Genomic DNA, 22,725 nt, shown 5'->3' with positions numbered 1-22,725 from the left:
ATGATGGTAAAAATATTAGTTATCATTTTGACCTTTGCAATGATTAATTATGCTTTGAAAAAGTGGGAAGCGATTGCTTATTATCAATTAAAGGTTAAACGAAGGCTAGAGAATAATAAAGCATTTCCCAATGAACAGTTAGAAATGATTACAGAGATAACCAATAAAAAGATATTACCTTTGACATGGGTAGAGATTGAAACGACAATACCAGAGGAACTTACAATTAGAGGAGAGCATATTACGATAGAGAAGGAAGGGGCAGCCACCTTTTATAAGCATTTTACAATATTCTCATTGTTGATGTATCAAAGAATAAAAAGAAAACATACAATCTCATTTTCAAAGCGAGGTAAATATATGTTCACTGATTTTAAGGTCAAAACCAGCGACTATTTTGGCTTTAAAAACTATGAAAGGGATTTTAAATGTCCAGTAGAAGTTCTTGTTTATCCCAAATTGTATCCAGTTGAAGGATTATTGCTAGATAGTAAAAGCTATTTAGGAGATACCACTATAAAACGGTGGATAATAGAAGACCCAACTTATTTTAACGGTACACGTCCCTATACCTATCGAGAACCTTTGAAAAAAATCCATTGGAAGGCGACTTCTAGAACAGGAGAAATTCAAGTTAAAGAACAGCAATACACATCTGATCTATCAGTTATATTTGTTGTTAATATTCCTTTTAATAAGTATTTGGTTTGTCTTGAAAATGAAGAAGCTATAGAAGAATTGATCGAAGTAACTGCAACCTATATAGATTTAGCCCAGAAAAAAGGAATCTCTTTTGGTCTTGCCACCAATAGCTTAATGGAAGGGGAGGGTGTAAATGGAGCGATTATTCCTCCAGGGGTTGACATCAAGCAATTGAATAGAACCTTTGACTTATTAGCAAAGATAAAGTTAGCTAGCTTTATACCCGTGGAGAGAATTATTGATGAAATAACAAGTAGATACTTAAATACATGTGTTATATCCATATTAACAACAGAGTTTAATGAAGAACTTTTAGCGGCCATTTCGAGGGGTAGAAGTAAAGGTTTTTCCTTTGAGGTGACTTCTTATGCAGAAACCATAGTTGACTTTAATGAAATTTATAAATTTGCAAAGGTTAATTTAATAGAAGGAGGGGGGAAAGGGGATGCTAAAAAAAGTATACAAGGTACTTAATCCAGTAATTTACTCAATTTGTGATACCATTTATTTAATGCCCTTTTATTTTGTACTATTAGCCAATATGCCCATTAATATGAACCCGTCCCACTTTATTATTTATGCTTTTGTTTTACATCTACTTGTCTCAACTTTTGTTAGTTGGTGTGATGCTAAGAAATATCCTTTAAGAAAAAGACAGTTGTTAATTATGGCCGTAGCTATCACTTTAGTGGTGGTATGTAGTCTTTTGATGGATTCTAGCAATCTGCCCATCATCTTTTTAAATTTCTTATTTTTATCTCTAAACCTTTCATTTTTAATAAGATATTTAGATTTACCCTCTACTTTTGCATTTCAGTTTAAAAAGAAGGTTATAAGACGATTGGTTATTTATCTAATCTTTGCTTTTAATAGTAAGTTTTTTATACCTGAATTTATAGGCTTTTTAGATATAGCCTTGGGTTATTTTATGATCTATGTAGGGGTGTCTTTAATTTTAATCGGACAATATAAGATTTCTCAAGTATTTATAGATCAAGTAGAAGATAGGAAGAAAGAAGAAAACCCTTTATTTGAAAAGTATCGAGTTAAAAAGAATTTAATTATTAATCCTGAGAAAAGTATTCTCCTTAACTTTATTCTTCAATTAACGATATCACTTGGGCTCATTGGAACAGTGGTATTTGGCATGAATATTTTTTATAGTCCTTTTCATTTTGTTTTCTCTAAAACGACCAATTTTGTGTTGGATGTATTAACCAAATTATTATATTATCCTCTTACATTGGCCTATAGAGCAGTTGAAGGTGTTATTTTTTGGGCCATAAGAAAAGCTCCTAAAAATCCAACAACTGAAGGTGAAACGGCTTTTTATGAAGGGTTAATTGATTCTATATTTGAAGTGGAAAAGGGAGAACCTGGCAAAATAGCTCAATTCATATTCTCTATTCTTCATGGGTTAGTCTATATTGCATTAGTTTTTGGGGTGCTCTATTTAGTCTATCGAGGTATTAAAAAGGTACGGAAAGAGGAAGAAGACATTTATCAAGAAAAAGAATTTATTTATTCTAGTAAAGATATATTTGAAGGACTAAGCAACGCTGTTAAGCAAGTTTTTAATAAATTTAGAAATCAAGAGGATATAAAAAATCTGCATCCAATTAGAAGAGCTTATAGAGATACAATTATTTTAATGAAAAATAATGGTATGAAAATTAATTACGGCGATACGCCAAATAAAATATATCAAAAAAGTAAATTAAATAAATACAAAGATTTAGAACATAATTTATCAACGGATTCTTCATTAGCAACACTAACACAAGAATATAATAAAGTGCGCTATGGGAAGAACGAAGAAGAACGAAGGTGATTAGAAGGAAGTTCCTTTTGGCTCAATGTATATTTATTACCCTTCAGTTTAAAAATAGTATGGCGGTTAATTATAGAACAAATAACAGGAGGAATTATGCAATGAGCACATTAAAAGAGGAAATGTTAAAAAGAGCAGATGAAGAATTAGCTGAAGAACTAAGTAGCTTGAGAAACCAATTAAATAGCATGAGACAGACAATAAGCCACTTACAGCAAAGCCAATATAGTCAAGGACAGGGACAAGGACAACAATCTCAGAACCAAAACATGCAAGCTGTAGGCCAACTATTTCAACAAATTCAACAGTTTAGAAATGAAGCTCAACAACAACAGCAACAAACAGTTCAACAATTACAACAGTCTATTCAACAAACGATGCAAGTATTAAATCAAGCAAATGAATATGTTCAAGCTAACCAAGTACTAACTCAAATGAATCAATTAATTGATCAAGCACAACACCAACTAATGCAAATGAATCAACAAAGTCAAGGAAACCAACAAAATCAAGGAAACCAACAAATGTATGGCAGTCAAATGAATAGTCAACAACAGAATCAACAAATGGGAAATCAAATGAATCAAATGAGTAACCAACAACAAAACAGTAGAAATCAACAAATGGGAAACCAGCAAAATCAGCAGCAATAAAAAAGTCTTATATAGCTGTAGGGGAAAACAAAATTAGTTGCTGGCAATGTAGAGCTTATAATAAAATAACAAGGTAAATTTTAAAAGACTCCTGCACTAATCTTTAATTAGTAAGGAGTCTTTTTATTACCCTGAAATAGGGAAGTTTTACTTTGAAATCATATATAAAAGATTTCGATACAGTAGATATAAATATTATTAATTTTCAAATTAAATCACTTAGTTGAATTAAATATGTTATAATTTTATAGTTAGAGGTGAGAAATACATAAATTCCTACCAATTTTGCATCAAAGAATAATTTACATTGAAAATTAGGAGGATGTATATGGGTTATGTCAATTCTAAATCCTTAGAAAAGGTATTACAATTTAAAAATAACAAGATTCAGAAGAAAGTAATAATCTATATTTTAATACTGCTAATCACAAATATCGCTATGATCTTAACATTTAATAATAAAGAGCGAATTTTTCCTTTGATTATTACTAAAATTACTTTTTTTATCTTGTTTTTGATAGGTTTCAATCGTTACTTAATAAAAATTAATAATCTTAAAAACAAGTTAGATACCTATGAAGAAAAATATAAATTTGTGATCAATAACACAACTGAAGGTCTCTGGGATTGGAACTTGCAAACCGGTATAGTAATGTTGCCTAAAAAGTGGAAGGAAACTTTAGGCTATAAAGATGATGAAATTCCCAACAGCGTTGTTGCATGGGAGAATTTAATTCATCCTGAGGATTTTCAGTGGGTAGCTAAAAAGTTAGAAGATTATCTCGATAGAACAATACCAGAATATAATGTTGAGTATCGAATGCTCAATAAAAATAATGAAGTTGTATGGATTCATGATAAAGGACAGGCCATCTGGGACCATGATGGAATTCCAATTCGAATAGTAGGGACCCATACAGACATAACCTATAGAAAAAAAGCTGAAAGCACAATGTTAAAAATGATAGAAGAAAATCAGAAGTTATTGGCTCAGACCCTTCAGCAAGAAAGACGACAAGCAGAGTTTTTTTCAAATATTTCCCACGAGTTTAAGACTCCTTTAAATGTAATCCTAGGTTCAATTCAGCTATTAGAGTTGATGAAGAACTCTGGTGATGGACTAGATGTTAAAAAGTTGGATAAAACCGTATACATAATGAGACAAAACTGCTATAGATTATTGCGATTAATAAATAATTTATTAGACTCAACTAAACTGGATTATAATGCCTTTAATATCAAATACAAAAACTTTAACATAATTTATATTTTAGAAGAAATAACCCAATCAACAATTGTGTTAGCTCAAAATAAAGGCGTTACCATAACCTTCGATACAGATGTAGAAGAGAGATACATAGCTTGTGATATTAATATTATCGAAAGGATTATGCTCAATTTATTATCTAATGCCATTAAGAGTACAAAATGGGGAGATGAAATTCAAGTAACAGTTAATAATACTACTGATTATATCTTAGTAACAGTGAAGGATACTGGGATAGGAATTCCTAAGAATAAAATAAATAAAATTTTTGATCGATATATTCAAGCCGATGAATCTTTTGAAAGAACAGTAGAGGGCTGTGGTATTGGTTTATCTTTAGTGAAGAGTTTTGTAGAAAAACTAGAAGGTGAGCTGTGGGTGGAGAGTGAAGAAGGGGTTGGTAGTCAGTTCTTTATTAAACTGCCTGTTAAGGTTTTGGAAGAAGAAAATTCACAATTTAGTTATGAAAACTATACTAATATGATTTCAGAACAAATTAATGTAGAATTTTCTGATATATATCAAAAGTATCCTTAAAATAGGTTATATAATTCCTCTTAGACTTATAATTCTAAATGAAGCTAAGGTTAATTATGGTATTTCTACAGGGATGAAAAGTTCTTATATAATCTTAAGTATTGTTTAAATATGGCAACTAAGGGTATAATATGAGGGCCATAAGAATAGATTTAACATAAAAAAGATGGGAAGGAAGGGAGTATTAATATGAAAAAAGTAGTATTATATACCAAAGGATATTGTCCCTATTGTAGAAAAGCTGTTGCCCTTTTAACTGAAAAAGGTGTGGACTTTACAAATTATGATGTTACCAATGACGACGAAACCTTTAGTGTAGTAAAGGCTCAAACAGGTTGGGATACAGTACCACAAATTTTTATTGATGATGAGTTCATTGGGGGATGTGATGATTTACACTTATTAGACCAAAAGGGAGAATTAGATAAAAAACTAGGAATATAGCTTTAAAACCTCTCCATATATGATATGCTCCCCTTGTGGAAGACAGTTTAATTAATAAAAACTGTCTATCATAAGAAGGGGCATTTTTTATGGGAAGTTTTAATTATTTCTGTACTCTTAATCATTAATAAATAATTCAATTTTCTCTTTTTCTAGTTCCTTAATATCATTAAATTTTTTCCATTGTATTTTTGTTTTTTGATGATTCTTCCATCTAAATAGTTCATGATAGCCTCGTATGAATAACAGATGACTATTCTTATAGGTTCTACTTGTAAATACCAGTTCGCCCGCATCGGCATCAGTTCCTAAAACTGATATTCTAATAAAAAGTAGTTTTTTATCTAAGATAGCAGAACGCAAATGGTTAGTTAAATCTTGATTCTGATTGTCTGCTAAATCAAGTTCCCAATAGAGGATATTCTCAAAGTAATGATACTCTTGAGAGAATTGAAACTTCCTTGTCCGAATATTACCCTCATAAACAAAGAGCTCAATAATTCGATTGACATTTACTAAAGGGCGTCCTTTATTCCCTATTCTAATCGACAAGAAAAACTTTCTCTGTTCGTCATTATATCTGATATAAATTCGATTAGTCAAAATCATGTTTTTGGGCCTTCTAACCAAATAGTAAAGAAATAAGCCAGTAAAGATGGAATTAATTAGCACCCCTGAAAATCCCTGTAAAACAGCTAGGAATTGTCCTATACCGTTAGCTGTTTTGAAGTCACCATACCCTATTGTTAAATAGGTAATTCCACTGAAGTATAAAATATCCCTTTTAGAAACACTGTTTACTTGGAGGTCCCCCTTCGTAGAAGCATTTGGGTCGACAATAGAACCATGTAGGCTGTATAAGTATGCAAATAAAACAATGTTTAGGCAGACAATGAGTATATAGATGATCATTAAAGGGAATATCCGTTTTAATTTATCCATTTTCTCCGCCCCTTCAAATTTCTATGATTAATACTTCTGTATTATAGTAAATATGACCTAATGATTTCTAGTATATGCTAAACTATAATTTATATTAAAGAAAAGTTATAACTTTTTACTAGAAGTATCCCTAAAATAAACAATTTATCGAATTATTATATTATAGGTCAGAAAGATGATCATAACTACATAATTGAAAGGGTGGAAAAAATGGAAAACAAAAGAAGGTTATCACAAAAATTATGTGCAATTGGAGTAGCTTCAGCAATGCTATTATCACCAACAATATCTTTAGCAAACAATGGAAAGGGTAATGGAAATGCTAATACCCCATCCTCAAATCAAAAGATTGAACAGTCTCAACAACAAGAAAAGCAACAACAAGGAAAGCAACAACAAGAAAAGCAACAGCAAGAAAAGCAGCAAGAAAAGCAACAAGAAAAGCAACAAGAAAGACAAGAACAACAAGAATTAAAGGTTGCAGAAAGAACTCAAAAAGCAACAGAGCGTCTCCAAAGAAAAGAAGAAATAAAATTAAGCTACACTCAAGAAGAAGTTGAACAGGTAGAAGAAGCGAGTAAGCAAATCGAAAAAGAAAATAAAGGGATTAAAGTGCTTCCCTTCAACAGTGTTGGTCTTAAAAAAGGGCATATGAAGTTTGACACACCACCAGTAATTAAAAGTGGAAGAACTTTAGTGCCGGTTAGAGCAATAACTCAAGGGTTAGGAGCAGAGGTAAGTTGGAATAATGAAACAAGAGAAGTTACCATTACAAAAGGTGATGTTATCATCGTTATTCAAATGGACAGCAACATAGCACTAGTTAATGGGGTGGAAGTTGAAATAGATTCAAAAGCAGAAATCTTATCTAATAGAACCTATGTGCCACTAAGATTTATCGCAGAGACTTTTAAATTAAAAGTTGATTGGGACGAAGAGACAGAAACGATTGAGCTAGAAGAAGAAGAGGAAGAAGTAACTGAGGAAGATGAAACTACAGAAGATGTAGAAGATACAGAAGAAGATACTGAAGAGAAAGATACTGAAGAGAAAGATACTGAAGAAGAAGATGATGATAATTATGAGCAAAAGGATGATCAGGAAGATGAGGAAGATCATCAAGATCATCAAGATCATCAAGATAATGAATAAGAAATAAGGCAATTGTAAAATATAATATGGAATCTCAAATCATATTCTAATAAACTTCTAACTAAGGAGGAATTCATGTGAGAGAAGGTTTAATTCCAACTATATTAGGTACTGGTGTTACTGCAACAGGGATTGCCCTAAAAGGTATGAGCATGCGAAAGAATGATAATTCTGATGTCATGCCAATGGTTGCCGCTGGTATAATTGGTTTTGGTTTAGCCCATGTCTTACTTGGAACAATTGATTTAGTTGATGAAGATCATAGATGAGATTTGAAGATTTAATAAGGAGTAAGGCTAAACACCTTACTCTCTTTATTTATTCTAAAATTAATAGGTATAGTTTAATCAACTTTGGGAAATTTATAAATATAAGTCTGGTGAGAAAAAATAAAAAAAAATTTTTGGACAATATATTAAAAATTTTTAAATTATATTGACAATTATGACCAGACATGGTAATTTAGAGTAGTGTAAATAATTTTTTTTTTAGGAGGAACTAAGAATGAAAACAGGTACAGTAAAATGGTTCAATGGAGAAAAAGGTTTCGGATTTATTTCGGTTGAAGGAGAAGACGATGTATTCGTACATTTCTCTGCAATTCAATCAGAAGGTTACAAAACGTTAGAAGAAGGACAACAAGTTCAATTCGAAGTAGTTGAAGGACCAAGAGGTTTCCAAGCTGCTAACGTTTCAAAGGTATAATCGCAAATTACATAAATTAACATAGTTAATGATAAATTTCGATTATGGTCAATCTCCTTACAGTAGTAAGGAGATTTTCTATTGTATTAGTTTTTCATGTTATGACATAAAGAAGAGTTCTACTTTAATTATTCTAATACAAAAGAACTTTACCTAATAATTTCAACGAAGTTATTTTAAATTTTCTGAAGGAAGCCCTCGTTACAATAATTATAAAGCTAAGATAAAATGATATAATTACTTCAAATTAAAAAATAATTATGTTATTTCTAAACTAATAGGAAATATTTTAGACTGCCTTAATAAACTATAACAAGGCAGTTTTTTATTGCTATTCTAGTTTGGAAAGGTTGATAACATGAAGCATTTAGTTGTATCAGCATGTATAATTAGTTTGCTTTTGGTCCCAATATATATACATCAAGAGGCCAAAGCTAGCGAAGCAAAACCATTAGAGAAAGTTCAAAAGCAGCTGATTGAAACCCATGAAAATGTAAGTAGAGCCCATGAAGAACTTCAAGACATTCTTGTTGAACATGAAAAACTGCTGGAAGAAAGAAGAAGAGTAGAGGAAGAAAGAAGAAGAGTAGAGGAAGAAAGAAATAAAAGTGCAAAATTAGATCCTATCTTTCAAGTGGATTATAAAGAAACACTAAAGGAGCTGGGGTATTATCGTAGGGATCATAAAGATGAAGAAACCAATTATAGAGATTCCGTTTTAAGGTTTCAAAGTGACCATAACTTAACGGTAGACGGTATTTTCGGATCGAAATCTACAGAAGCTTTATATAGAAGGTTACAGGATGAAAATTATCAGTATCCAGATAAGATACAAAATCCTCCATCTGATGGATTATGGATAGTCGTTAATAAGACCAAAAGAATATTAACCCTATATAAGGGTGATGAAGTAATTAAAAAATATCCTATTGCCCAAGGTAAATCTCCAAGCCTAACCCCAGAAGGTAAGTTTACCATTGTAACAAAATCAATTAATCCTGCTTGGGGAGGAGCCGGTATTGCCGCACCAGTAGCAGGTGGGGCTCCAAATAATCCCCTCGGGAGACGTTGGCTTGGGCTTTCCCATGGAGGCGGAGGTAGATATGGAATTCATGGTAATAGCAGCCCCCGTTCTATAGGAACAGATGCCTCTTTAGGGTGTGTGCGAATGATTAATTCTGATGTAGAAGCTTTGTATGATCTAATTCCTTTGAGAACAATTGCATGGATTGGTACAGAGAAACAGTTGCAGGAATGGGGAGTTAACCAAATAAGTTATATTGAAGTTGAACTAAGGAATAATTAAAGGAGGGCAAAGGATGGAAGAACTTCAGTTTGACCTGTTAAAGAAATTAATTTTTGATTGTTATGGTAGATGTCGATATGAAAAGGCACTGGATTTTGCAAAACTTGCGGCTGAAGCCTTTCCAGAGAAAATGCCCCAAACAAGTTATTGGTTAGCCTGTTTGTATAGTAGGTTGGAAAATACAGATCAAGCAATGACAGTATTAAATGAGGCCATTGATAAAAAAATATGGTGGTCACCTAAAAGACTAATGTCTGATGAGGATCTATTGCCACTACAAAAACTAGAGGCTTTTCAATATATACTTCAAGTTAACCATGATATGGAAAAAAAAGCAATGGAATCGGCCAAAGCAGGTGTAGTGATATATACCCCCACTAAGTATAAAGAGACAGGAATTTATCCATTATTATTATCACTTCACTGGCAAAATGGCAACGCAAATGAGTATTCACAGTACTGGAGAAATGCTAAAGTACTTGAAGATTTTATCTTGGCCTTTCCTCAATCATCGCAAATATCAGCCGTTGATGAATATCATTGGAATGATGAAGTTCTAGCAGAAAAAGAGATAAAGGAAACTTATCAAAATATCTTGAAAGATTTTAAAATTAATCGAGATAAAATGTTAATAACAGGCACTTCTCAAGGAGCTAAATTAGCCATTAAGCTAGCATTAAAAAATCAAGATCAATGTTATAAGGGATTTATTGCTGTAATTCCTATTATATCAGAGGCAGAAATAGAAGAATTAATTCCTCAAATTTATTCAGCAGCAATGAAGGGGATTAGGGGGTGTATCATTGCCAGTATTCAAGATATACATTACTCTAATACCATAAAACTATATGAGACCTTTATCAAAGCAAAATTTCCTTGTAAACTAATTAAAATCAATACCATAGGCCATCAATTACCAGAGGATCTTTCAAAAAAATTAAAAAGAGCTCTAAGTTATGTTTTATAAAATACCGATTGGGAAATACTGATATTGTATTTCTCAATTTTTTATTGGGTATTTTTGCTTGTATTTAATAATTAATGTTTACATAAGGAACTCAAAAAGATATAATAGTTCAGTATAATAGAATAGGAGAGATTAAATGAAAACAACGGAATTTGAAAAACTTAATATTGGAAAAGAAATTTTAAAAGTAATTGAAGAATTGGGCTTCGAAGCACCAACACCAATTCAGGCACAAGCAATCCCATTGGTAGCAGAGGGGAAAGACATAATAGGGCAAGCACAAACAGGAACAGGAAAAACAGCTGCCTTTAGTATACCATTAATAGAAAAGGTAGATATGAGCGAAAAGGGAGTACAGATAATTATTTTAACTCCCACAAGAGAATTAGCAATTCAAGTTGCAGACGAAATTCGTAGATTCTCTAAATATATTAAAGGGATGAGATCCTTAGCAATTTATGGTGGGCAACCTATAGAACGTCAAATTAAGGCATTAAAGCAAGGAGTCCAAGTAGTAGTTGGTACACCAGGTAGGGTTATTGATCATATTAAAAGAAAAACATTATCCCTAAATAATATTAAAGGTATTGTTTTAGATGAAGCAGACCAAATGTTAGATATGGGTTTCTTAGAAGATATTGAAATGATCTTAAACGAAACACCAGAAGAAAGACAGACTTTAATGTTTTCAGCTACTATCCCAAAAGAAATTGAGATGATTGCTAAAAAGCATATGAAGAAACCTGAAAAAGTTAAGGTAGTACATAAGGAACTAACTGTTCCTCGAATCGCCCAATACTACTTTGAAGTGAAGCCCCACGAAAAACTAGAATCTATTTCAAGGATTTTAGATATGGAAAAGGTTGAACTTGGGATTGTTTTCTGTAATACCAAAAAGGGTGTTGATGACTTAGTTGAAAAACTACAAAGTAGAGGATACTCAGTAGAAGGAATTCATGGAGATCTTAAACAAACCCAAAGAGATCGAGTAATGAAGAAGTTCAGAGATGGGACTACTGATCTTTTAGTTGCTACAGATGTTGCAGCAAGAGGGATTGATGTCGACAATGTTGCATTAGTTATAAACTATGACCTACCAGATAACTTTGAATATTACGTACACCGTATAGGTAGAACTGGTAGAGCTGGAAAAGAAGGGTTAGCGTACTCATTAGTTGTTCCAAGACAGCTTAGAACCCTTAAGGCTTTAGAGCATTATACAAAGTCTAAAATTACAAGGAAGAAAATTCCTACTGTTAACGATATTATGGATAAGCAAAAAGAATATATTGGTAAACAAATTGCAACTACGATAGAAAAAGGTAGTTTAGCTGAATATACAAACTTTATTGAAAAATTATCGGAAAGCTACAACTCAATTGATGTTGGTGCAGCCCTTCTAAAAATGATGATTAATTTAAATGAAGTAGAGACTTTAGAGTCTGCAGAAGAAATATCTTCAAGAGAGACTACTTCTGAGCCAGGTATGGTTAGAATGTTTATCAATATTGGTAAAAACCATGGGGTTAAACCAAGTAATATTTTAGGGACTATTGCTGCTGAGGCAGGCATTAAGGGTAGTATGGTAGGAGTAATTGATATGTATGATAAATTTACCTTTGTTGAAGTGCCTAAGAAATATGAAAAGAAAGTATTAAAGGCTATGGACAAAAATCGTATTAAAGGTAGAAGAATCAACATAGAAGTAGCTCAAAATCGTAGAAGTAGATAAAAAGAAATTAAAGTACTGATCTAATGAGGGATTGGTACTTTTTTTATTCTAGTATTCCATCAAAGGACATATATATGAAGTGAGATTCTTTAATATAAGGAGGGATCATTGTGGACTATAGTTGCTATCGTAGGGCAGCCCTTTTTGAAAATCGCTTCTGGTATCAAATATTAGGAGACCATGCTAGAATGATATTAAGTGCCCTATCCCCAAAGGAGACATTAATGGTAGATCGAGCCTGCTACTTTATTAATGTGTTTGATGAACTACTGATGGAAGCAAGAAAGGACCTAACAGAAGAAGAAGTTTACCAACTAACCCTGCAGGGTTATAACCATGTTCAAGATATTAGATTATTTAAGTTAGATATTATTAAAAAGCAATTAACAAAAGAAATTGACATCGATCTTCCACCAACCTTCATTAATCACATGGTAAATGAAGTAGAAGACTATATTGTTGTGTTAGGTTTCCTATTATCGAAACAGGTACCTGTTACTACTGCCATCTATGAACATTTAGTCTGGCTATTAGATGCAGGGGGCCACGCTGCTGCCATAGACATGTCATTAGATGATGTTGAAAAAAAACTTAAAGAAATTAGTAGAGGTTTTAATAGCAGATTTGAAGATTTTTACATTAAAGCAGTTGAAATGTGTGGATTTATGAGAAGTAGTGTAACAGACTTTCCTGCTTTTAGAAGATTTAATGGAGAAGTTGAAAAAGAAATTAAATTATTTAAAGCCTTCATAAGAGAGCTAGAATGTCTTCAGTTGGAGAAAAAAGTCTTAGGTACCTTATCGGCTTTAATGTTAGATCATATGGCTAGAGAAGAGTGTTACTATCTAACCAAGCTGGCGATGGTTTCCGAGGTATTAAAGCCGAAGTGCGATCCAACCAAACCTAGAACTGAAGAATAATTTAAGCAATATATCCTTGGGCTAGAAAGCCCTTTTTCTTTTGATGAAAATTTAATAAATATTATTAAAACAAAGGAGTATTAGTTGAAAAAATCTGGATTATGACCTGAAAGCCCTAGATTATGTAACTATAGAAAAAAAGGTGCTGCCTTTAATGATCGTAAAAATCATTTTAAGACAGTACCTTTTTTAAAACTTAGGTTATTCACCTGCTGGAGGTGTGAAGGTCCTAGCTGCTAATTCAGTATCTAACATATAAACAGCATGACTATTTTCGCCAATACGCTTAATACGGCTAACCAAACCAGACATCATGGCCATTTCTTCAACTTGCTCATCAACAAACCAATTGAAGAAGCTTACACAGGCATAGTTCTTTTCATTGATAGCGATATCCATTAAGTGATTGAAACGATCAGTTACAAATTGTTCATGTTTCAATGCGGCTGTAAAGACTTCTTCAAGGGAGCTAAAGTCATTTTTAGGGTCTTCATAGCCGTAAATCATAGCTCTTCCACCTAACTCGTTAATGAAGTTAAATAACTTCATAGCATGGAATCTTTCTTCTTCTGCCTGAACTGTAAAAAAGTTAGCAAAACCATCTAAATCCTCAGACTTGCAATAAGCTGCCATTGCTAGATAATAATTTGCAGACTCAAATTCATACTTAACCTGCTTGTTCATTTCATCTAATAGTTTTTGAGATAACATGTTATTCCTCCTTTTAATATGTATGATAGTAGTATAACTAAAAAATAGACTAGAATACCTTAAAGAGTATCCTATGACTCATCTTACTAGAGATTCTAAAAACTATCAAGTGATATACAATATTTGCCCAAATAAAAGTGAGTTAAACATCTCCTTACTTTAAGAAGTAAATTGTAGACAAACTTAAATTGTAAATTAAACTTATAAAAGTTCTATAAGGAAGGGTTTGTTCTTTGGTCAATAGACGTTATAATAGAGACAGAAGAATATAAAGGAGAGAATCGGATGAAATATAAGGTTTTAGCCACTGACATGGACGGAACACTACTAAAAAATAATAAGCGTATTTCTAATAGAGATATAGTAAGTCTAAGGAAGGCAAAGGAAAGAGGGATGGAAATTATTATTTGTACTGGTAGACCCTTAGGAACATTAAAGCCCTACTTAAGTCAAATCGGATTTCCCTGTTGGGTCGTTACCAATAATGGTGCTGTAATAAGAAATAAAAGTAATGAAGTGGTAGAAGTAATAAATCTAAAAAAAGAGCCTTGTAAGGAAGTCCTTCAGATTTTAGACCAAGCAGGAATCTACTATCATGCTACTGATCCCCACTATGCCTTTATTAAATCCTATTGGGAACGAATTGAGATTTTTCAAAGGTTTGTTAGAAAAAAAGAAGGTTCCTTTATTAAAAGTTGGGCAGAAACCCTCTATCAAATATTATTTTCTGGAACCCATCGAAAGGTGAATATGTATAAGTACCTTGAAAAAGGAGGAGCCCTTTCTAGTATTTTCGTCTATACTAAGGATCTAAAAAAACTAGAAAGCGTTACGAAAAAGCTACAGCAAATTAAGGACATTCATATCACCAGTTCTGAAAGGCATAATATAGAAATTTTGGATACCTATGCGACAAAGGGGGTAGCCCTAAAGAAAATTGTTGATGAAATGGGGATAAAGCAAGAAGAAGTAGTTGCTGTTGGGGATAATCATAATGACTTATCGATGATTCAATATGCGGGATTAGGGATTGCCATGGGAAACGGAGAAGAAGAAGTGTTGAAAACTGCCAATTGGGTGACAAAAAGTAATGAAGATGATGGAATAAGCTATCTGTTAGAATCTCTTTATAATGGGAAAATTCAAGGGGGAACAAGCCTTAATAACGAATAGACCATTTATACTAGGATAAAAGTAAATGAAGGAAGTTCGAGATGAAGGAATATAATACTAAGGAGGGGCGTAATAGAGATGAAAATATTAGTGACAGGATTTGAAGCCTTTGGTGGGGAAAAAATTAATCCATCGTCAGAGGTGCTTAAGTTATTGCCTAACCGGATATCTAATTTTGAAGTGGTGACAAAGGAAATCCCAACAGTTTTCAGAAGATCCCTTACAACATTATTCCAAGTGCTTGATGATGAAAAACCAGATGTAATTTTATGTATCGGACAAGCTGGTGGTAGAAGGGAAATAACCCTGGAAAGGGTGGCAATTAATATTGACGATGCTAGAATACCCGATAATGAAGGCTATCAACCAATTGATGAGAAAATATTTGCCGATGGAGAAAATGCATATTTTAGCAATCTACCAATTAAATCGATGGTAGAAGCCATAAGAAAGAAAGGGTTAGAAGCAATGGTCTCAAATAGTGCAGGAACCTATGTCTGCAATCATTTAATGTATGGCTTACTTTACTATATTAATCAAAAAAATTCTAAGCAAATAGGCGGTTTCATTCATATCCCTTTTATTCATGAACAAGTTATTGATAAGGTGAATGTAGCTGCTATGGATCTTCAAGATATATCTAAGGGGATAATAGCCGCAATAGAGGCTATAAACATAAATCAAGAAGATATTAAGGTAACAGGAGGCAGTATTTATTAATAAAAACACTTGATGAAAAGATGAAATTTTGAATGCCAATAGTAAAACCCTATAGAGGTTTAGGATAACCATCTATAGGGTTTATTTATTGTTGTAAGACTTAAATTATAATCCTAAAGCCTCTTTAACAAGTTTTTGGAACTTTTCTGTACTAGAAGTTGCACCAGTAACAGTTTCAACAGCTTCAATGTCTTGGTTATCTAAAAGGGCTTGCTCTAAAGCTTCGTATGCTTCAGCAGGAGTAATATCTGTTGCTGCAGACATTCTTTCAGCATAAGCCTCATCTTCTGATTTACGTGCATCTTCTTCGTTTACTTCATCAAAGTCAACTGCAACAATTTGTCCATTTTCTACTGTAATTTCAAGTACTGCCTTCCAACCTCTTTCATCAGCTTCTGTTTCAGCAGTAAATACACCGTCAGTTAAACCCTCTTGAGCTATTTCTAAACCTAGTGCCATTTTAACAACTTTTTGGAACTTCTCTGTACTAGAAGTTGCTCCTGTTGCTGCATCAATTGTGGTAATGTCTTGAGTGTCTAAAAGAGACTCTTGTAAGAACTCATAAGCTGCGGCTGGAGTAATTCCTGCTGCTGGTTCCATTCTTTCAGCATAAGCTTCATCTTCAGACTTACGTGCACCTTCTTCGTTGTACTCATCGAAATCAACAGAAATAATGTTACCATTTTCTACTACGATTTCAACAGCTGCCTTCCAGCCTCTTTCATCTGCATCTAACTCTGCGGCATGGGTACCGTTTTCATAGATTCCTTGTACAACAGGATTATTATCATTTTGATCTTCAGTCCCAGTAGTAGCCTGTTGACATCCAACTGCAACTGCCGCAACAAGTGCAAACATAGTACCTAAAGCAATTAATTTTTTCATCATGTCCACCTCTTCATTATGTATTTGGAAATTGTCCTTGTTTATTTTATCTAAACTTGAAAAGGTTTTCAAGTAATATTTAATATTTAACAATATCTTTTATTGATTACTATAATCAGTTTATCTAAAGTAAAGGTAAGATAAGTTGTTGTTTTAGTCTTAAAGTAATATAATTTAAGGTAAATGTAGTTAGAATATGATTAATTTGCTATAATAGATGTAAATTCATCGCATTTACTTCAACTTCCTTTAATAAATATATTTACAGGTAAAAATTTAAAGGGGGAAGAGAAATGGTAGATGTAATGGGTTGGTTGAATTTACTGTTAATATTAATTATGGCTTCTATTAGTCCCTTAAAGAAACTAGGGACAAAGAATATTAAAGCTAGAAAATGTTATCAAAAAATGCGAGCAATACATCCAATTATGGGAATACTAATTATAATTATCGGGCTACTTCATGGTTATTTAGCATTAGGAACCATTAAGCTTCATACTGGTAGTTTAATTGTAATTAATTTAGTATTGTTGGCTTTAATCGCAATAATTGGACCAAAGGTCAAGCAGCTTAGAAGAAGGTGGAGGGATATTCACAAAGGACTGGGTTTCCTTTTAGTTGTTTTTTTAATATTACATTTGTTTTGGAGAAGTTTAATATAAATTAAAATCATTGGAGGTGAACAAAAGATGGAGAAGGAAAAAGTACGACCGATAGATAAAATGCCAGTTGAAAATAAATTACCCTACTGCAAACTGTTAGCTTTAATGGTTGGGAAAGACCAGCCAATCAATCAACTGAAATTGGCTGAACTCTATCGATTAATGGCAAATATTAGAGTTGCTACGAATACTCGGGAAGCTATTCTAAATTTTCTTGTCGAACCTACTGGAGAAGTTAAAGAACTATGCCAAGAAATGCTACAGAATTTAAATCATCAAGAAAAGAATATATTAAGATTTTCCTTAATAAAGGACCTGATAATTATAGTGGGGGCAGATTATGTTCAAATGCCTGAAGAAAAGGAGTTATTAAAGGAGATCGAAGAAATTCTTGAGATTACAGAAGAACAAAAACAGTTTTTAAAGGAAGAATATCAACAGGATCAAACCCTAGAGGAAGGATTTGTTGAGAATAAGCTTTCTAATCAAATAGTTGATGAAACGATCTCAAAGGCATTAGCTTTAGGGATTCCTCTGGCAGCGATTTATTTTGGCGGACAAATTAGAGGCTTTGGACCTTTAGGCACCCTATTGGGATTAGAGCAAATCGGAGGAAAAAGGTATACAAAGAAATATTCTTCTGCAGTTGGCTTAGGTTTAATTATTCTCGGTGCCTTTAGTACATATCATCTAGTGAAATGGGGACTTAGTTTTAATAGAGATGATGAAAGGGAGCTAAAGGAACTTATTCACGAAAAAATGAGTACAATCCATCAACGGGCTATTCAATATTTAAAAAGAGATATAGAAATCCATCATGAAGACCTTAATTGTTTATTAAGTAAAACTTTAGCTTTTATGTCCAATACTAAACCACGGATCATTTAATTAGGAATATCAAGAGAATAACCTTTTATCTGAATAAATAGGAAGTATATCAAAAATGGTTGTTATTTAAAAATATGAGCCTTCTCTTACTATAAAAAATTCCTTATGATAGGAATTTTTTTATTGGGAGGAAATTGCATCATCAATATTAGATTTCTATTAATGCTAAATAAAAAAATAAAAATATTGCTTCTTAATGTCTAAAGGGTAATGTATTTAGGATACAGAAAAATTACCTTTTCTTTATGTTATAATTATCTTATATGAGAAAATTGTATAATTAAATGTAGATTTATATTAATGCAAAATGAAAAATTAACTGCTTAGTGTGGGGTAAGTAATGTATTAAAGGTTGTTATATTCAAAAGGAAATTATTTATAAGTAAAAAAATTCTTAATTATTTAAAGGAGGGGGAATATGACAAGGAAAATATTTTTAATAGGGATCATCTGTATTAACTTAGTTTTAATAGGATGCACCTCTAATTTAGAAGTCGTGATCAATCCAGAGGATGAAAACCCTATTGAAGATGAAGTGATAGAAGAAATTTTACCTGAATTTGTCGAAATTCAGATTAGTGGCGTTGGGGATATTATGGTTCATGGGCCTCAATTAAGGGCCCAGTATGATTCGGCTAGTAAAACCTATAATTTTGATAATAATTTTAAATATATTTCACCCTATTTTCAAGAGGCAGATCTAATGTTGGGAAACTTAGAAACAACCTTTGGAGGGGAAGTCAGGGGGTTTTCTAGTTATCCAATGTTTAATACACCAGACCAATTGGCAGAATCTCTAAAAAAAGCAGGATTCCACGCCGTATCTACAGCAAATAATCATAGCTTTGACACGGGGAAAGAAGGAATGATTAGAACCTTAGATGTATTACGAGATGAAGGATTAAAAACCTTTGGAACGAGGAAAGATATAACAGAAGATAGCTTTGTTGTAATGGATGTAAAAGGAATTAAAGTTGGGTTATCATCATATACCTATGAAACACCCATGCAGGCTGGACAGAGGGCTATTAATGCCATGATCATACCAAAAGATGTACAGCCCTTAATAGATACCTTTAGCTATGAACTACTTGAGGAGGATTTGGCTAGTATACAAGAACGTGTGAAGCAGATGAAGGAGCAGGGGGCAGAATTAATTGTCTTTTACATGCATTGGGGTAATGAATATCATCGTCAGCCGAATCAATATCAGAGGGCTATTGCTCAAGAACTATCAAATTATGGTGTAGACATTATTTTTGGTAGTCATCCCCATGTTCTTCAGCCAATAGAGGTAATTGAGTCTGAGTTGGATGGAAGTCAAACAGCTGTCATATACTCCATGGGGAACTTTTTATCCAATCAAAGATATGAAATTCTGGATAATCGATATACTGAAGATGGAATTATCGTGAATGTAAGGGCTGAAAAAAATCTTTTAACTAATGAAATCGTGTTAAAAGAAATAACCTATGTTCCAACTTGGGTCCATAGATATTTTGTAGAGGGAAAAACAGTTTATGAAATAGTTCCTACCTACGATGCTGTAAAAGAGCCTGAACAATATGGAATTAATAGTAGTCAAAGTCTTTGGAGGGTAGAAAATTCCCACCAGAACACATTGACAATTATCGAGTCATTAGAGCCAACAGATGAATTAAGATTAAGTCCCACTTTATTTTCAAAAGAAGATTAATAGAGAAGATTAATAGTAATGATGATAATGATTTAATATTTATATAAGGAGGAGAAATATGCTAGATAGGTTACTAATAGAAGAAATGATTGAAGCTGCCCTATCAACAGGTGGAGATTTTGCAGAAGTTTTTGTAGAAGACAGATACAATGCCCAAGTTAAATTATTAGGAGGACAAGTAGAAAAGAGCATATCTGGTCGAGACTTTGGAATAGGCATAAGAATTTTTGATGGAACTAATAGTATATATGCCTATACTAATCAACATCAAAAGGACCAACTCATTAAAATGGCATTAGAAGCTTCGAAGGCGATCAATAAAGTTCCTCAAAATATTACTTTAAAATTTATGGATGAAGAAATTTTAAATAAGCACATTATTTTAAAGGATCCAATGAAGGTAAAAGCCCGAGAAAAAATTACTGCAATGAAACATGCTTATGAAGCTGCAAAAAAGTATAGTAAAGAAATTAGCCAAGTAACAGTTAATTATATTGATGAAAAGCAGAGGATTTTAGTAGCTAATTCTGAAGGACGTTTTGTAGAAGATCACAGGGTAAGAACTAGATTAGCCATAGAGGCTATAGCCACAAAGGGAACAGAACTACAAAGTGGGATTGCTAATTATGGAGCCCATAAAGGCTTTGAATTGCTTAAAGAAATGGACGTTAAGGACTTAGGAAAAGAAGCTGCTAGAATTGCTGTTACTATGCTGCATGCTGATAATTGTCCGTCGGGTAAATTTCCAGTAATTATTAATAATGGTTTTGGAGGAGTGATTTTCCATGAAGCCTGCGGACACGGTTTAGAAGCTACATCGGTAGCAAAAAAGAGTTCTGTTTTTGCAGATCGGGTAGGAGAGCAGGTAGCTTCAGAAATTGTGACGGCTATTGATGATGGAACAATGCCTAACCATTGGGGTTCATGTAATATAGATGACGAAGGGGAACCTATGAGAAAAAATGTACTAATTGAGAAGGGGATCCTTAAAGGGTACATGATAGATAAATTAAATGGTCGAAGAATGGGGGCAGATTCCACTGGGTCTGGTAGAAGACAATCCTATAAATTTGCACCGACCTCTAGAATGACCAATACCTACATAGCTGCTGGAGACTCAACCCCTGAAGAAATTATTTCTAATACAGAACATGGTATCTTTGCGAAAAATTTAGGGGGAGGATCTGTTGATCCCGCTACAGGAGATTTTAATTTTGCTGTAATGGAGGCTTATCTTATTAAAAATGGTAAAATTGATAAACCCCTAAAGGGAGCTACCCTAATTGGTAATGGACCAGATGTTCTTCATAAAATAGATATGGTGGGTAATAACTTGGAGTATGGACAAGGAATGTGCGGTTCTATTAGTGGTTCGATTCCTACTAATGTAGGCCAGCCTATGATTAGAGTGAAGGATATGACAGTTGGTGGAAGAGGAGGAGAAGCCTAATGGATATTCAAAATTTAAAGACAGCTATCTTTGAAGCAGGAAAAGAAATGGGTTTTTCTGATATGGAGATTAGTTACGTAAGTAGTAGAGAATTTAGTTGTGATGTTTTTAAAGAAGAGATTGATAAGTATCGTATTGCCGTTGAAGGGGGACTTTCCTTTAGAGGTGTTTATAACAATAAAATGGGTTATGCCTACACTGAAAAAATAGATGAATCATCAGTAGAAATGTTATTGGAAAATGCCCGTCAAAATGCAATGATAATAGAGGATGAAGAAGAAGAGATTATTTTTGAGGGATCTTCCTATTATGAAAAGATAGATTTTTACTCAGAAGATTTAGAGAAGGTTGCGACAGAGGCTAAACTGCAATTCTTAAAAAAGTTGGAAAAAGCTTGCTACGAATACCATCCAATGGTAGATCAGGTTAATCATTGTCTTTACCAAGATGAAACAAGCCAGAGGAGTTTGTATAATACGAAAGGCTTATCGAAGGTAGAAAAGAGCAATATAGCCTTAGGCTATGTAAGTGTAGTAGTTAAGAAGGAGAAGGATATTAAGAGTAGTAATAAGCTTATCGTTACAAGGGATTTTAAAAAGTTAGACCCAGAGAAAATTGCATCTGAAGTGGTTGAAGAAGCATTGGCAAGATTGGGGGCATCTCCAGTAGATAGTAAAAACTACCCCATTCTGCTGAAAAATACAGCGGCTGCAGGTCTACTATCGGTTTACAGCAGTATTTTTAGTGCAGTAAATGTACAAAAAGGTCGTTCTCAACTTAAGGGAAAATTAGGTGAGGCTATTGCCAGTGGTGTGGTAAATATTGTTGATGACCCATTAATGAAGGATGGAGTAGCCAGCAGATCCTTTGACAGTGAAGGGGTGGCCAGCAAGAAACTTTCCTTAGTAGAAGATGGACTTTTAAAGAGTTTGCTTCATAATTTAAAAACCGCAAGAAAAGATGGCGTCGAATCAACAGGAAATGCTTATAAACCCTCCTACAAGGGGACTATTTCAATTGCTCCATCAAACTTCTATATTGCAAAGGGTGGTAACAACTACGAAGATATGGTAGCGTCTCTAGAAGAAGGATTGATTATAACAGAACTTCAAGGGTTACATGCAGGGGCCAATATCATTTCTGGAGACTTTTCATTAGCAGCGGAAGGTTATTATGTAAAAGAGGGAAAGATAGCCTCTCCAGTAAATCAAATTACAGTTGCGGGTAACTTCTATCAACTTTTAATGGATATTGAGATGGTGGGTAATGATCTAGCGTTCGATTTCCCAAGTAGTAGTTATATTGGTTCGCCAACATTAAAAATTACACAATTGGCAGTTTCGGGAAAATAAAAAAATTAAGGTATTGACAATTTTTTACCT

22 protein-coding genes are annotated in these 22,725 nt (G+C 33.1%); 19 read left to right on the top strand and 3 right to left on the bottom strand.

What is annotated here, in order from left to right; translation table 11 throughout:
• Positions 1 to 3: 3 nt before the first annotated feature.
• The 5 genes from T335_RS0108555 to grxC all read left to right on the top strand — a co-directional run bounded on the left by T335_RS0108555 (position 4) and on the right by grxC (position 5,434).
• Positions 4 to 1,176 carry a DUF58 domain-containing protein gene (locus tag T335_RS0108555; RefSeq protein ID WP_026477179.1) on the top strand — a complete coding sequence of 391 codons (1,173 nt, stop codon included), beginning with the start codon at positions 4 to 6 and terminating at the stop codon, positions 1,174 to 1,176.
• Positions 1,148 to 2,533 (top strand): hypothetical protein, encoded by a 1,386-nt coding sequence (locus T335_RS0108550; protein WP_026477178.1) that lies wholly within the window; start codon positions 1,148 to 1,150, stop codon positions 2,531 to 2,533. The genes T335_RS0108555 and T335_RS0108550 overlap by 29 nt, the downstream gene beginning before the upstream one ends.
• Before the next feature lie 101 nt (positions 2,534 to 2,634).
• A complete protein-coding gene (locus tag T335_RS0108545) occupies positions 2,635 to 3,186 on the top strand; it encodes a hypothetical protein (protein WP_026477177.1) in 552 nt (183 codons plus the stop codon).
• Between the two features lie 328 nt (positions 3,187 to 3,514).
• Positions 3,515 to 4,990, top strand: a complete 1,476-nt coding sequence (locus tag T335_RS20225) for a PAS domain-containing sensor histidine kinase (protein WP_051569212.1) — start codon at positions 3,515 to 3,517, stop codon at positions 4,988 to 4,990.
• Positions 4,991 to 5,179: 189 nt separating this feature from the next.
• The gene (gene grxC, locus T335_RS0108535) at positions 5,180 to 5,434 is read left to right on the top strand and encodes a glutaredoxin 3 (RefSeq protein WP_026477176.1); all 255 of its coding nucleotides are present in this window, start codon (positions 5,180 to 5,182) and stop codon (positions 5,432 to 5,434) included.
• Between the two features lie 117 nt (positions 5,435 to 5,551).
• Here the strand turns inward: grxC and T335_RS0108530 are convergent, their stop codons facing one another.
• A complete protein-coding gene (locus tag T335_RS0108530) occupies positions 5,552 to 6,376 on the bottom strand; it encodes a potassium channel family protein (RefSeq protein ID WP_026477175.1) in 825 nt (274 codons plus the stop codon).
• A 210-nt stretch (positions 6,377 to 6,586) separates the two neighbouring features.
• On the opposite strand from T335_RS0108530, the gene T335_RS21595 reads away from it, so the two are divergent.
• The 7 genes from T335_RS21595 to T335_RS0108495 all read left to right on the top strand — a co-directional run bounded on the left by T335_RS21595 (position 6,587) and on the right by T335_RS0108495 (position 13,158).
• Positions 6,587 to 7,528: a copper amine oxidase N-terminal domain-containing protein gene (locus T335_RS21595; protein WP_051569211.1), complete on the top strand. Its 942-nt coding sequence runs from the start codon at positions 6,587 to 6,589 to the stop codon at positions 7,526 to 7,528.
• A 77-nt stretch (positions 7,529 to 7,605) separates the two neighbouring features.
• The gene (locus T335_RS0108520; RefSeq protein WP_026477174.1) at positions 7,606 to 7,797 is read left to right on the top strand and encodes a hypothetical protein; all 192 of its coding nucleotides are present in this window, start codon (positions 7,606 to 7,608) and stop codon (positions 7,795 to 7,797) included.
• A 235-nt stretch (positions 7,798 to 8,032) separates the two neighbouring features.
• Positions 8,033 to 8,233 (top strand): cold-shock protein, encoded by a 201-nt coding sequence (locus tag T335_RS0108515; RefSeq protein WP_026477173.1) that lies wholly within the window; start codon positions 8,033 to 8,035, stop codon positions 8,231 to 8,233.
• A gap of 358 nt (positions 8,234 to 8,591) precedes the next feature.
• Complete coding sequence (locus T335_RS20215) at positions 8,592 to 9,539, top strand: L,D-transpeptidase family protein (protein ID WP_051569210.1); 948 nt, start codon at positions 8,592 to 8,594, stop codon at positions 9,537 to 9,539.
• A 13-nt stretch (positions 9,540 to 9,552) separates the two neighbouring features.
• Positions 9,553 to 10,506, top strand: coding sequence for a TPR end-of-group domain-containing protein (locus tag T335_RS0108505; RefSeq protein ID WP_026477172.1), 954 nt, complete (start codon positions 9,553 to 9,555; stop codon positions 10,504 to 10,506).
• 136 nt (positions 10,507 to 10,642) lie between these two features.
• The gene (locus T335_RS0108500) at positions 10,643 to 12,238 is read left to right on the top strand and encodes a DEAD/DEAH box helicase (protein ID WP_026477171.1); all 1,596 of its coding nucleotides are present in this window, start codon (positions 10,643 to 10,645) and stop codon (positions 12,236 to 12,238) included.
• 110 nt (positions 12,239 to 12,348) lie between these two features.
• A complete protein-coding gene (locus tag T335_RS0108495) occupies positions 12,349 to 13,158 on the top strand; it encodes a DUF2935 domain-containing protein (RefSeq protein WP_026477170.1) in 810 nt (269 codons plus the stop codon).
• A gap of 201 nt (positions 13,159 to 13,359) precedes the next feature.
• On the opposite strand, the gene T335_RS0108490 is transcribed toward T335_RS0108495, so the two are convergent.
• The gene (locus T335_RS0108490; protein WP_026477169.1) at positions 13,360 to 13,869 is read right to left on the bottom strand and encodes a ferritin; all 510 of its coding nucleotides are present in this window, start codon (positions 13,867 to 13,869) and stop codon (positions 13,360 to 13,362) included.
• 285 nt (positions 13,870 to 14,154) lie between these two features.
• Here T335_RS0108490 and T335_RS0108485 point away from each other — a divergent pair, with 285 nt between their 5' ends.
• Complete coding sequence (locus tag T335_RS0108485) at positions 14,155 to 15,042, top strand: Cof-type HAD-IIB family hydrolase (protein ID WP_026477168.1); 888 nt, start codon at positions 14,155 to 14,157, stop codon at positions 15,040 to 15,042.
• 78 nt (positions 15,043 to 15,120) lie between these two features.
• A complete protein-coding gene (gene pcp / locus T335_RS0108480) occupies positions 15,121 to 15,762 on the top strand; it encodes a pyroglutamyl-peptidase I (protein WP_026477167.1) in 642 nt (213 codons plus the stop codon).
• A gap of 105 nt (positions 15,763 to 15,867) precedes the next feature.
• Here pcp and T335_RS21590 read toward each other — a convergent pair whose 3' ends face one another.
• Positions 15,868 to 16,647 carry an FMN-binding protein gene (locus T335_RS21590; RefSeq protein WP_051569209.1) on the bottom strand — a complete coding sequence of 260 codons (780 nt, stop codon included), beginning with the start codon at positions 16,645 to 16,647 and terminating at the stop codon, positions 15,868 to 15,870.
• 293 nt (positions 16,648 to 16,940) lie between these two features.
• Here T335_RS21590 and T335_RS0108465 point away from each other — a divergent pair, with 293 nt between their 5' ends.
• The 5 genes from T335_RS0108465 to T335_RS0108445 all read left to right on the top strand — a co-directional run bounded on the left by T335_RS0108465 (position 16,941) and on the right by T335_RS0108445 (position 22,695).
• Positions 16,941 to 17,309: a hypothetical protein gene (locus T335_RS0108465; protein ID WP_026477166.1), complete on the top strand. Its 369-nt coding sequence runs from the start codon at positions 16,941 to 16,943 to the stop codon at positions 17,307 to 17,309.
• 27 nt (positions 17,310 to 17,336) lie between these two features.
• Positions 17,337 to 18,197 carry a hypothetical protein gene (locus T335_RS0108460; protein WP_026477165.1) on the top strand — a complete coding sequence of 287 codons (861 nt, stop codon included), beginning with the start codon at positions 17,337 to 17,339 and terminating at the stop codon, positions 18,195 to 18,197.
• A gap of 418 nt (positions 18,198 to 18,615) precedes the next feature.
• Positions 18,616 to 19,893, top strand: coding sequence for a CapA family protein (locus T335_RS0108455; RefSeq protein ID WP_026477164.1), 1,278 nt, complete (start codon positions 18,616 to 18,618; stop codon positions 19,891 to 19,893).
• 58 nt (positions 19,894 to 19,951) lie between these two features.
• On the top strand, positions 19,952 to 21,343 hold the full coding sequence (locus T335_RS0108450; RefSeq protein WP_026477163.1) for a TldD/PmbA family protein: 1,392 nt from the start codon (positions 19,952 to 19,954) through the stop codon (positions 21,341 to 21,343).
• The gene (locus tag T335_RS0108445; protein WP_026477162.1) at positions 21,343 to 22,695 is read left to right on the top strand and encodes a TldD/PmbA family protein; all 1,353 of its coding nucleotides are present in this window, start codon (positions 21,343 to 21,345) and stop codon (positions 22,693 to 22,695) included. Before T335_RS0108450 ends, T335_RS0108445 begins: the two co-directional genes overlap by 1 nt.
• Positions 22,696 to 22,725: the final 30 nt, after the last annotated feature.

It is taken from the genome of Alkaliphilus transvaalensis ATCC 700919 (assembly GCF_000621485.1).
Taxonomy (GTDB): Bacteria; Bacillota; Clostridia; order Peptostreptococcales; family Natronincolaceae; genus Alkaliphilus; species Alkaliphilus transvaalensis.
This window is presented reverse-complemented; position numbering and strand designations above follow the sequence as displayed.

What these genes read in the sequence shown, in the direction of transcription:
- T335_RS0108555 (WP_026477179.1), top strand. Translation starts at nt 4, where the DNA reads ATGGTAAAAATATTAGTTATCATTTTGACCTTTGCAATGATTAATTAT.
- T335_RS0108550 (WP_026477178.1), top strand. Translation starts at nt 1,148, where the DNA reads ATGCTAAAAAAAGTATACAAGGTACTTAATCCAGTAATTTACTCAATT.
- T335_RS0108545 (WP_026477177.1), top strand. Translation starts at nt 2,635, where the DNA reads ATGAGCACATTAAAAGAGGAAATGTTAAAAAGAGCAGATGAAGAATTA.
- T335_RS20225 (WP_051569212.1), top strand. Translation starts at nt 3,515, where the DNA reads ATGGGTTATGTCAATTCTAAATCCTTAGAAAAGGTATTACAATTTAAA.
- grxC (WP_026477176.1), top strand. Translation starts at nt 5,180, where the DNA reads ATGAAAAAAGTAGTATTATATACCAAAGGATATTGTCCCTATTGTAGA.
- T335_RS0108530 (WP_026477175.1), bottom strand. Translation starts at nt 6,376, where the DNA reads ATGGATAAATTAAAACGGATATTCCCTTTAATGATCATCTATATACTC.
- T335_RS21595 (WP_051569211.1), top strand. Translation starts at nt 6,587, where the DNA reads ATGGAAAACAAAAGAAGGTTATCACAAAAATTATGTGCAATTGGAGTA.
- T335_RS0108515 (WP_026477173.1), top strand. Translation starts at nt 8,033, where the DNA reads ATGAAAACAGGTACAGTAAAATGGTTCAATGGAGAAAAAGGTTTCGGA.
- T335_RS20215 (WP_051569210.1), top strand. Translation starts at nt 8,592, where the DNA reads ATGAAGCATTTAGTTGTATCAGCATGTATAATTAGTTTGCTTTTGGTC.
- T335_RS0108505 (WP_026477172.1), top strand. Translation starts at nt 9,553, where the DNA reads ATGGAAGAACTTCAGTTTGACCTGTTAAAGAAATTAATTTTTGATTGT.
- T335_RS0108500 (WP_026477171.1), top strand. Translation starts at nt 10,643, where the DNA reads ATGAAAACAACGGAATTTGAAAAACTTAATATTGGAAAAGAAATTTTA.
- T335_RS0108490 (WP_026477169.1), bottom strand. Translation starts at nt 13,869, where the DNA reads ATGTTATCTCAAAAACTATTAGATGAAATGAACAAGCAGGTTAAGTAT.
- T335_RS0108485 (WP_026477168.1), top strand. Translation starts at nt 14,155, where the DNA reads ATGAAATATAAGGTTTTAGCCACTGACATGGACGGAACACTACTAAAA.
- pcp (WP_026477167.1), top strand. Translation starts at nt 15,121, where the DNA reads ATGAAAATATTAGTGACAGGATTTGAAGCCTTTGGTGGGGAAAAAATT.
- T335_RS21590 (WP_051569209.1), bottom strand. Translation starts at nt 16,647, where the DNA reads ATGAAAAAATTAATTGCTTTAGGTACTATGTTTGCACTTGTTGCGGCA.
- T335_RS0108465 (WP_026477166.1), top strand. Translation starts at nt 16,941, where the DNA reads ATGGTAGATGTAATGGGTTGGTTGAATTTACTGTTAATATTAATTATG.
- T335_RS0108460 (WP_026477165.1), top strand. Translation starts at nt 17,337, where the DNA reads ATGGAGAAGGAAAAAGTACGACCGATAGATAAAATGCCAGTTGAAAAT.
- T335_RS0108455 (WP_026477164.1), top strand. Translation starts at nt 18,616, where the DNA reads ATGACAAGGAAAATATTTTTAATAGGGATCATCTGTATTAACTTAGTT.
- T335_RS0108450 (WP_026477163.1), top strand. Translation starts at nt 19,952, where the DNA reads ATGCTAGATAGGTTACTAATAGAAGAAATGATTGAAGCTGCCCTATCA.
- T335_RS0108445 (WP_026477162.1), top strand. Translation starts at nt 21,343, where the DNA reads ATGGATATTCAAAATTTAAAGACAGCTATCTTTGAAGCAGGAAAAGAA.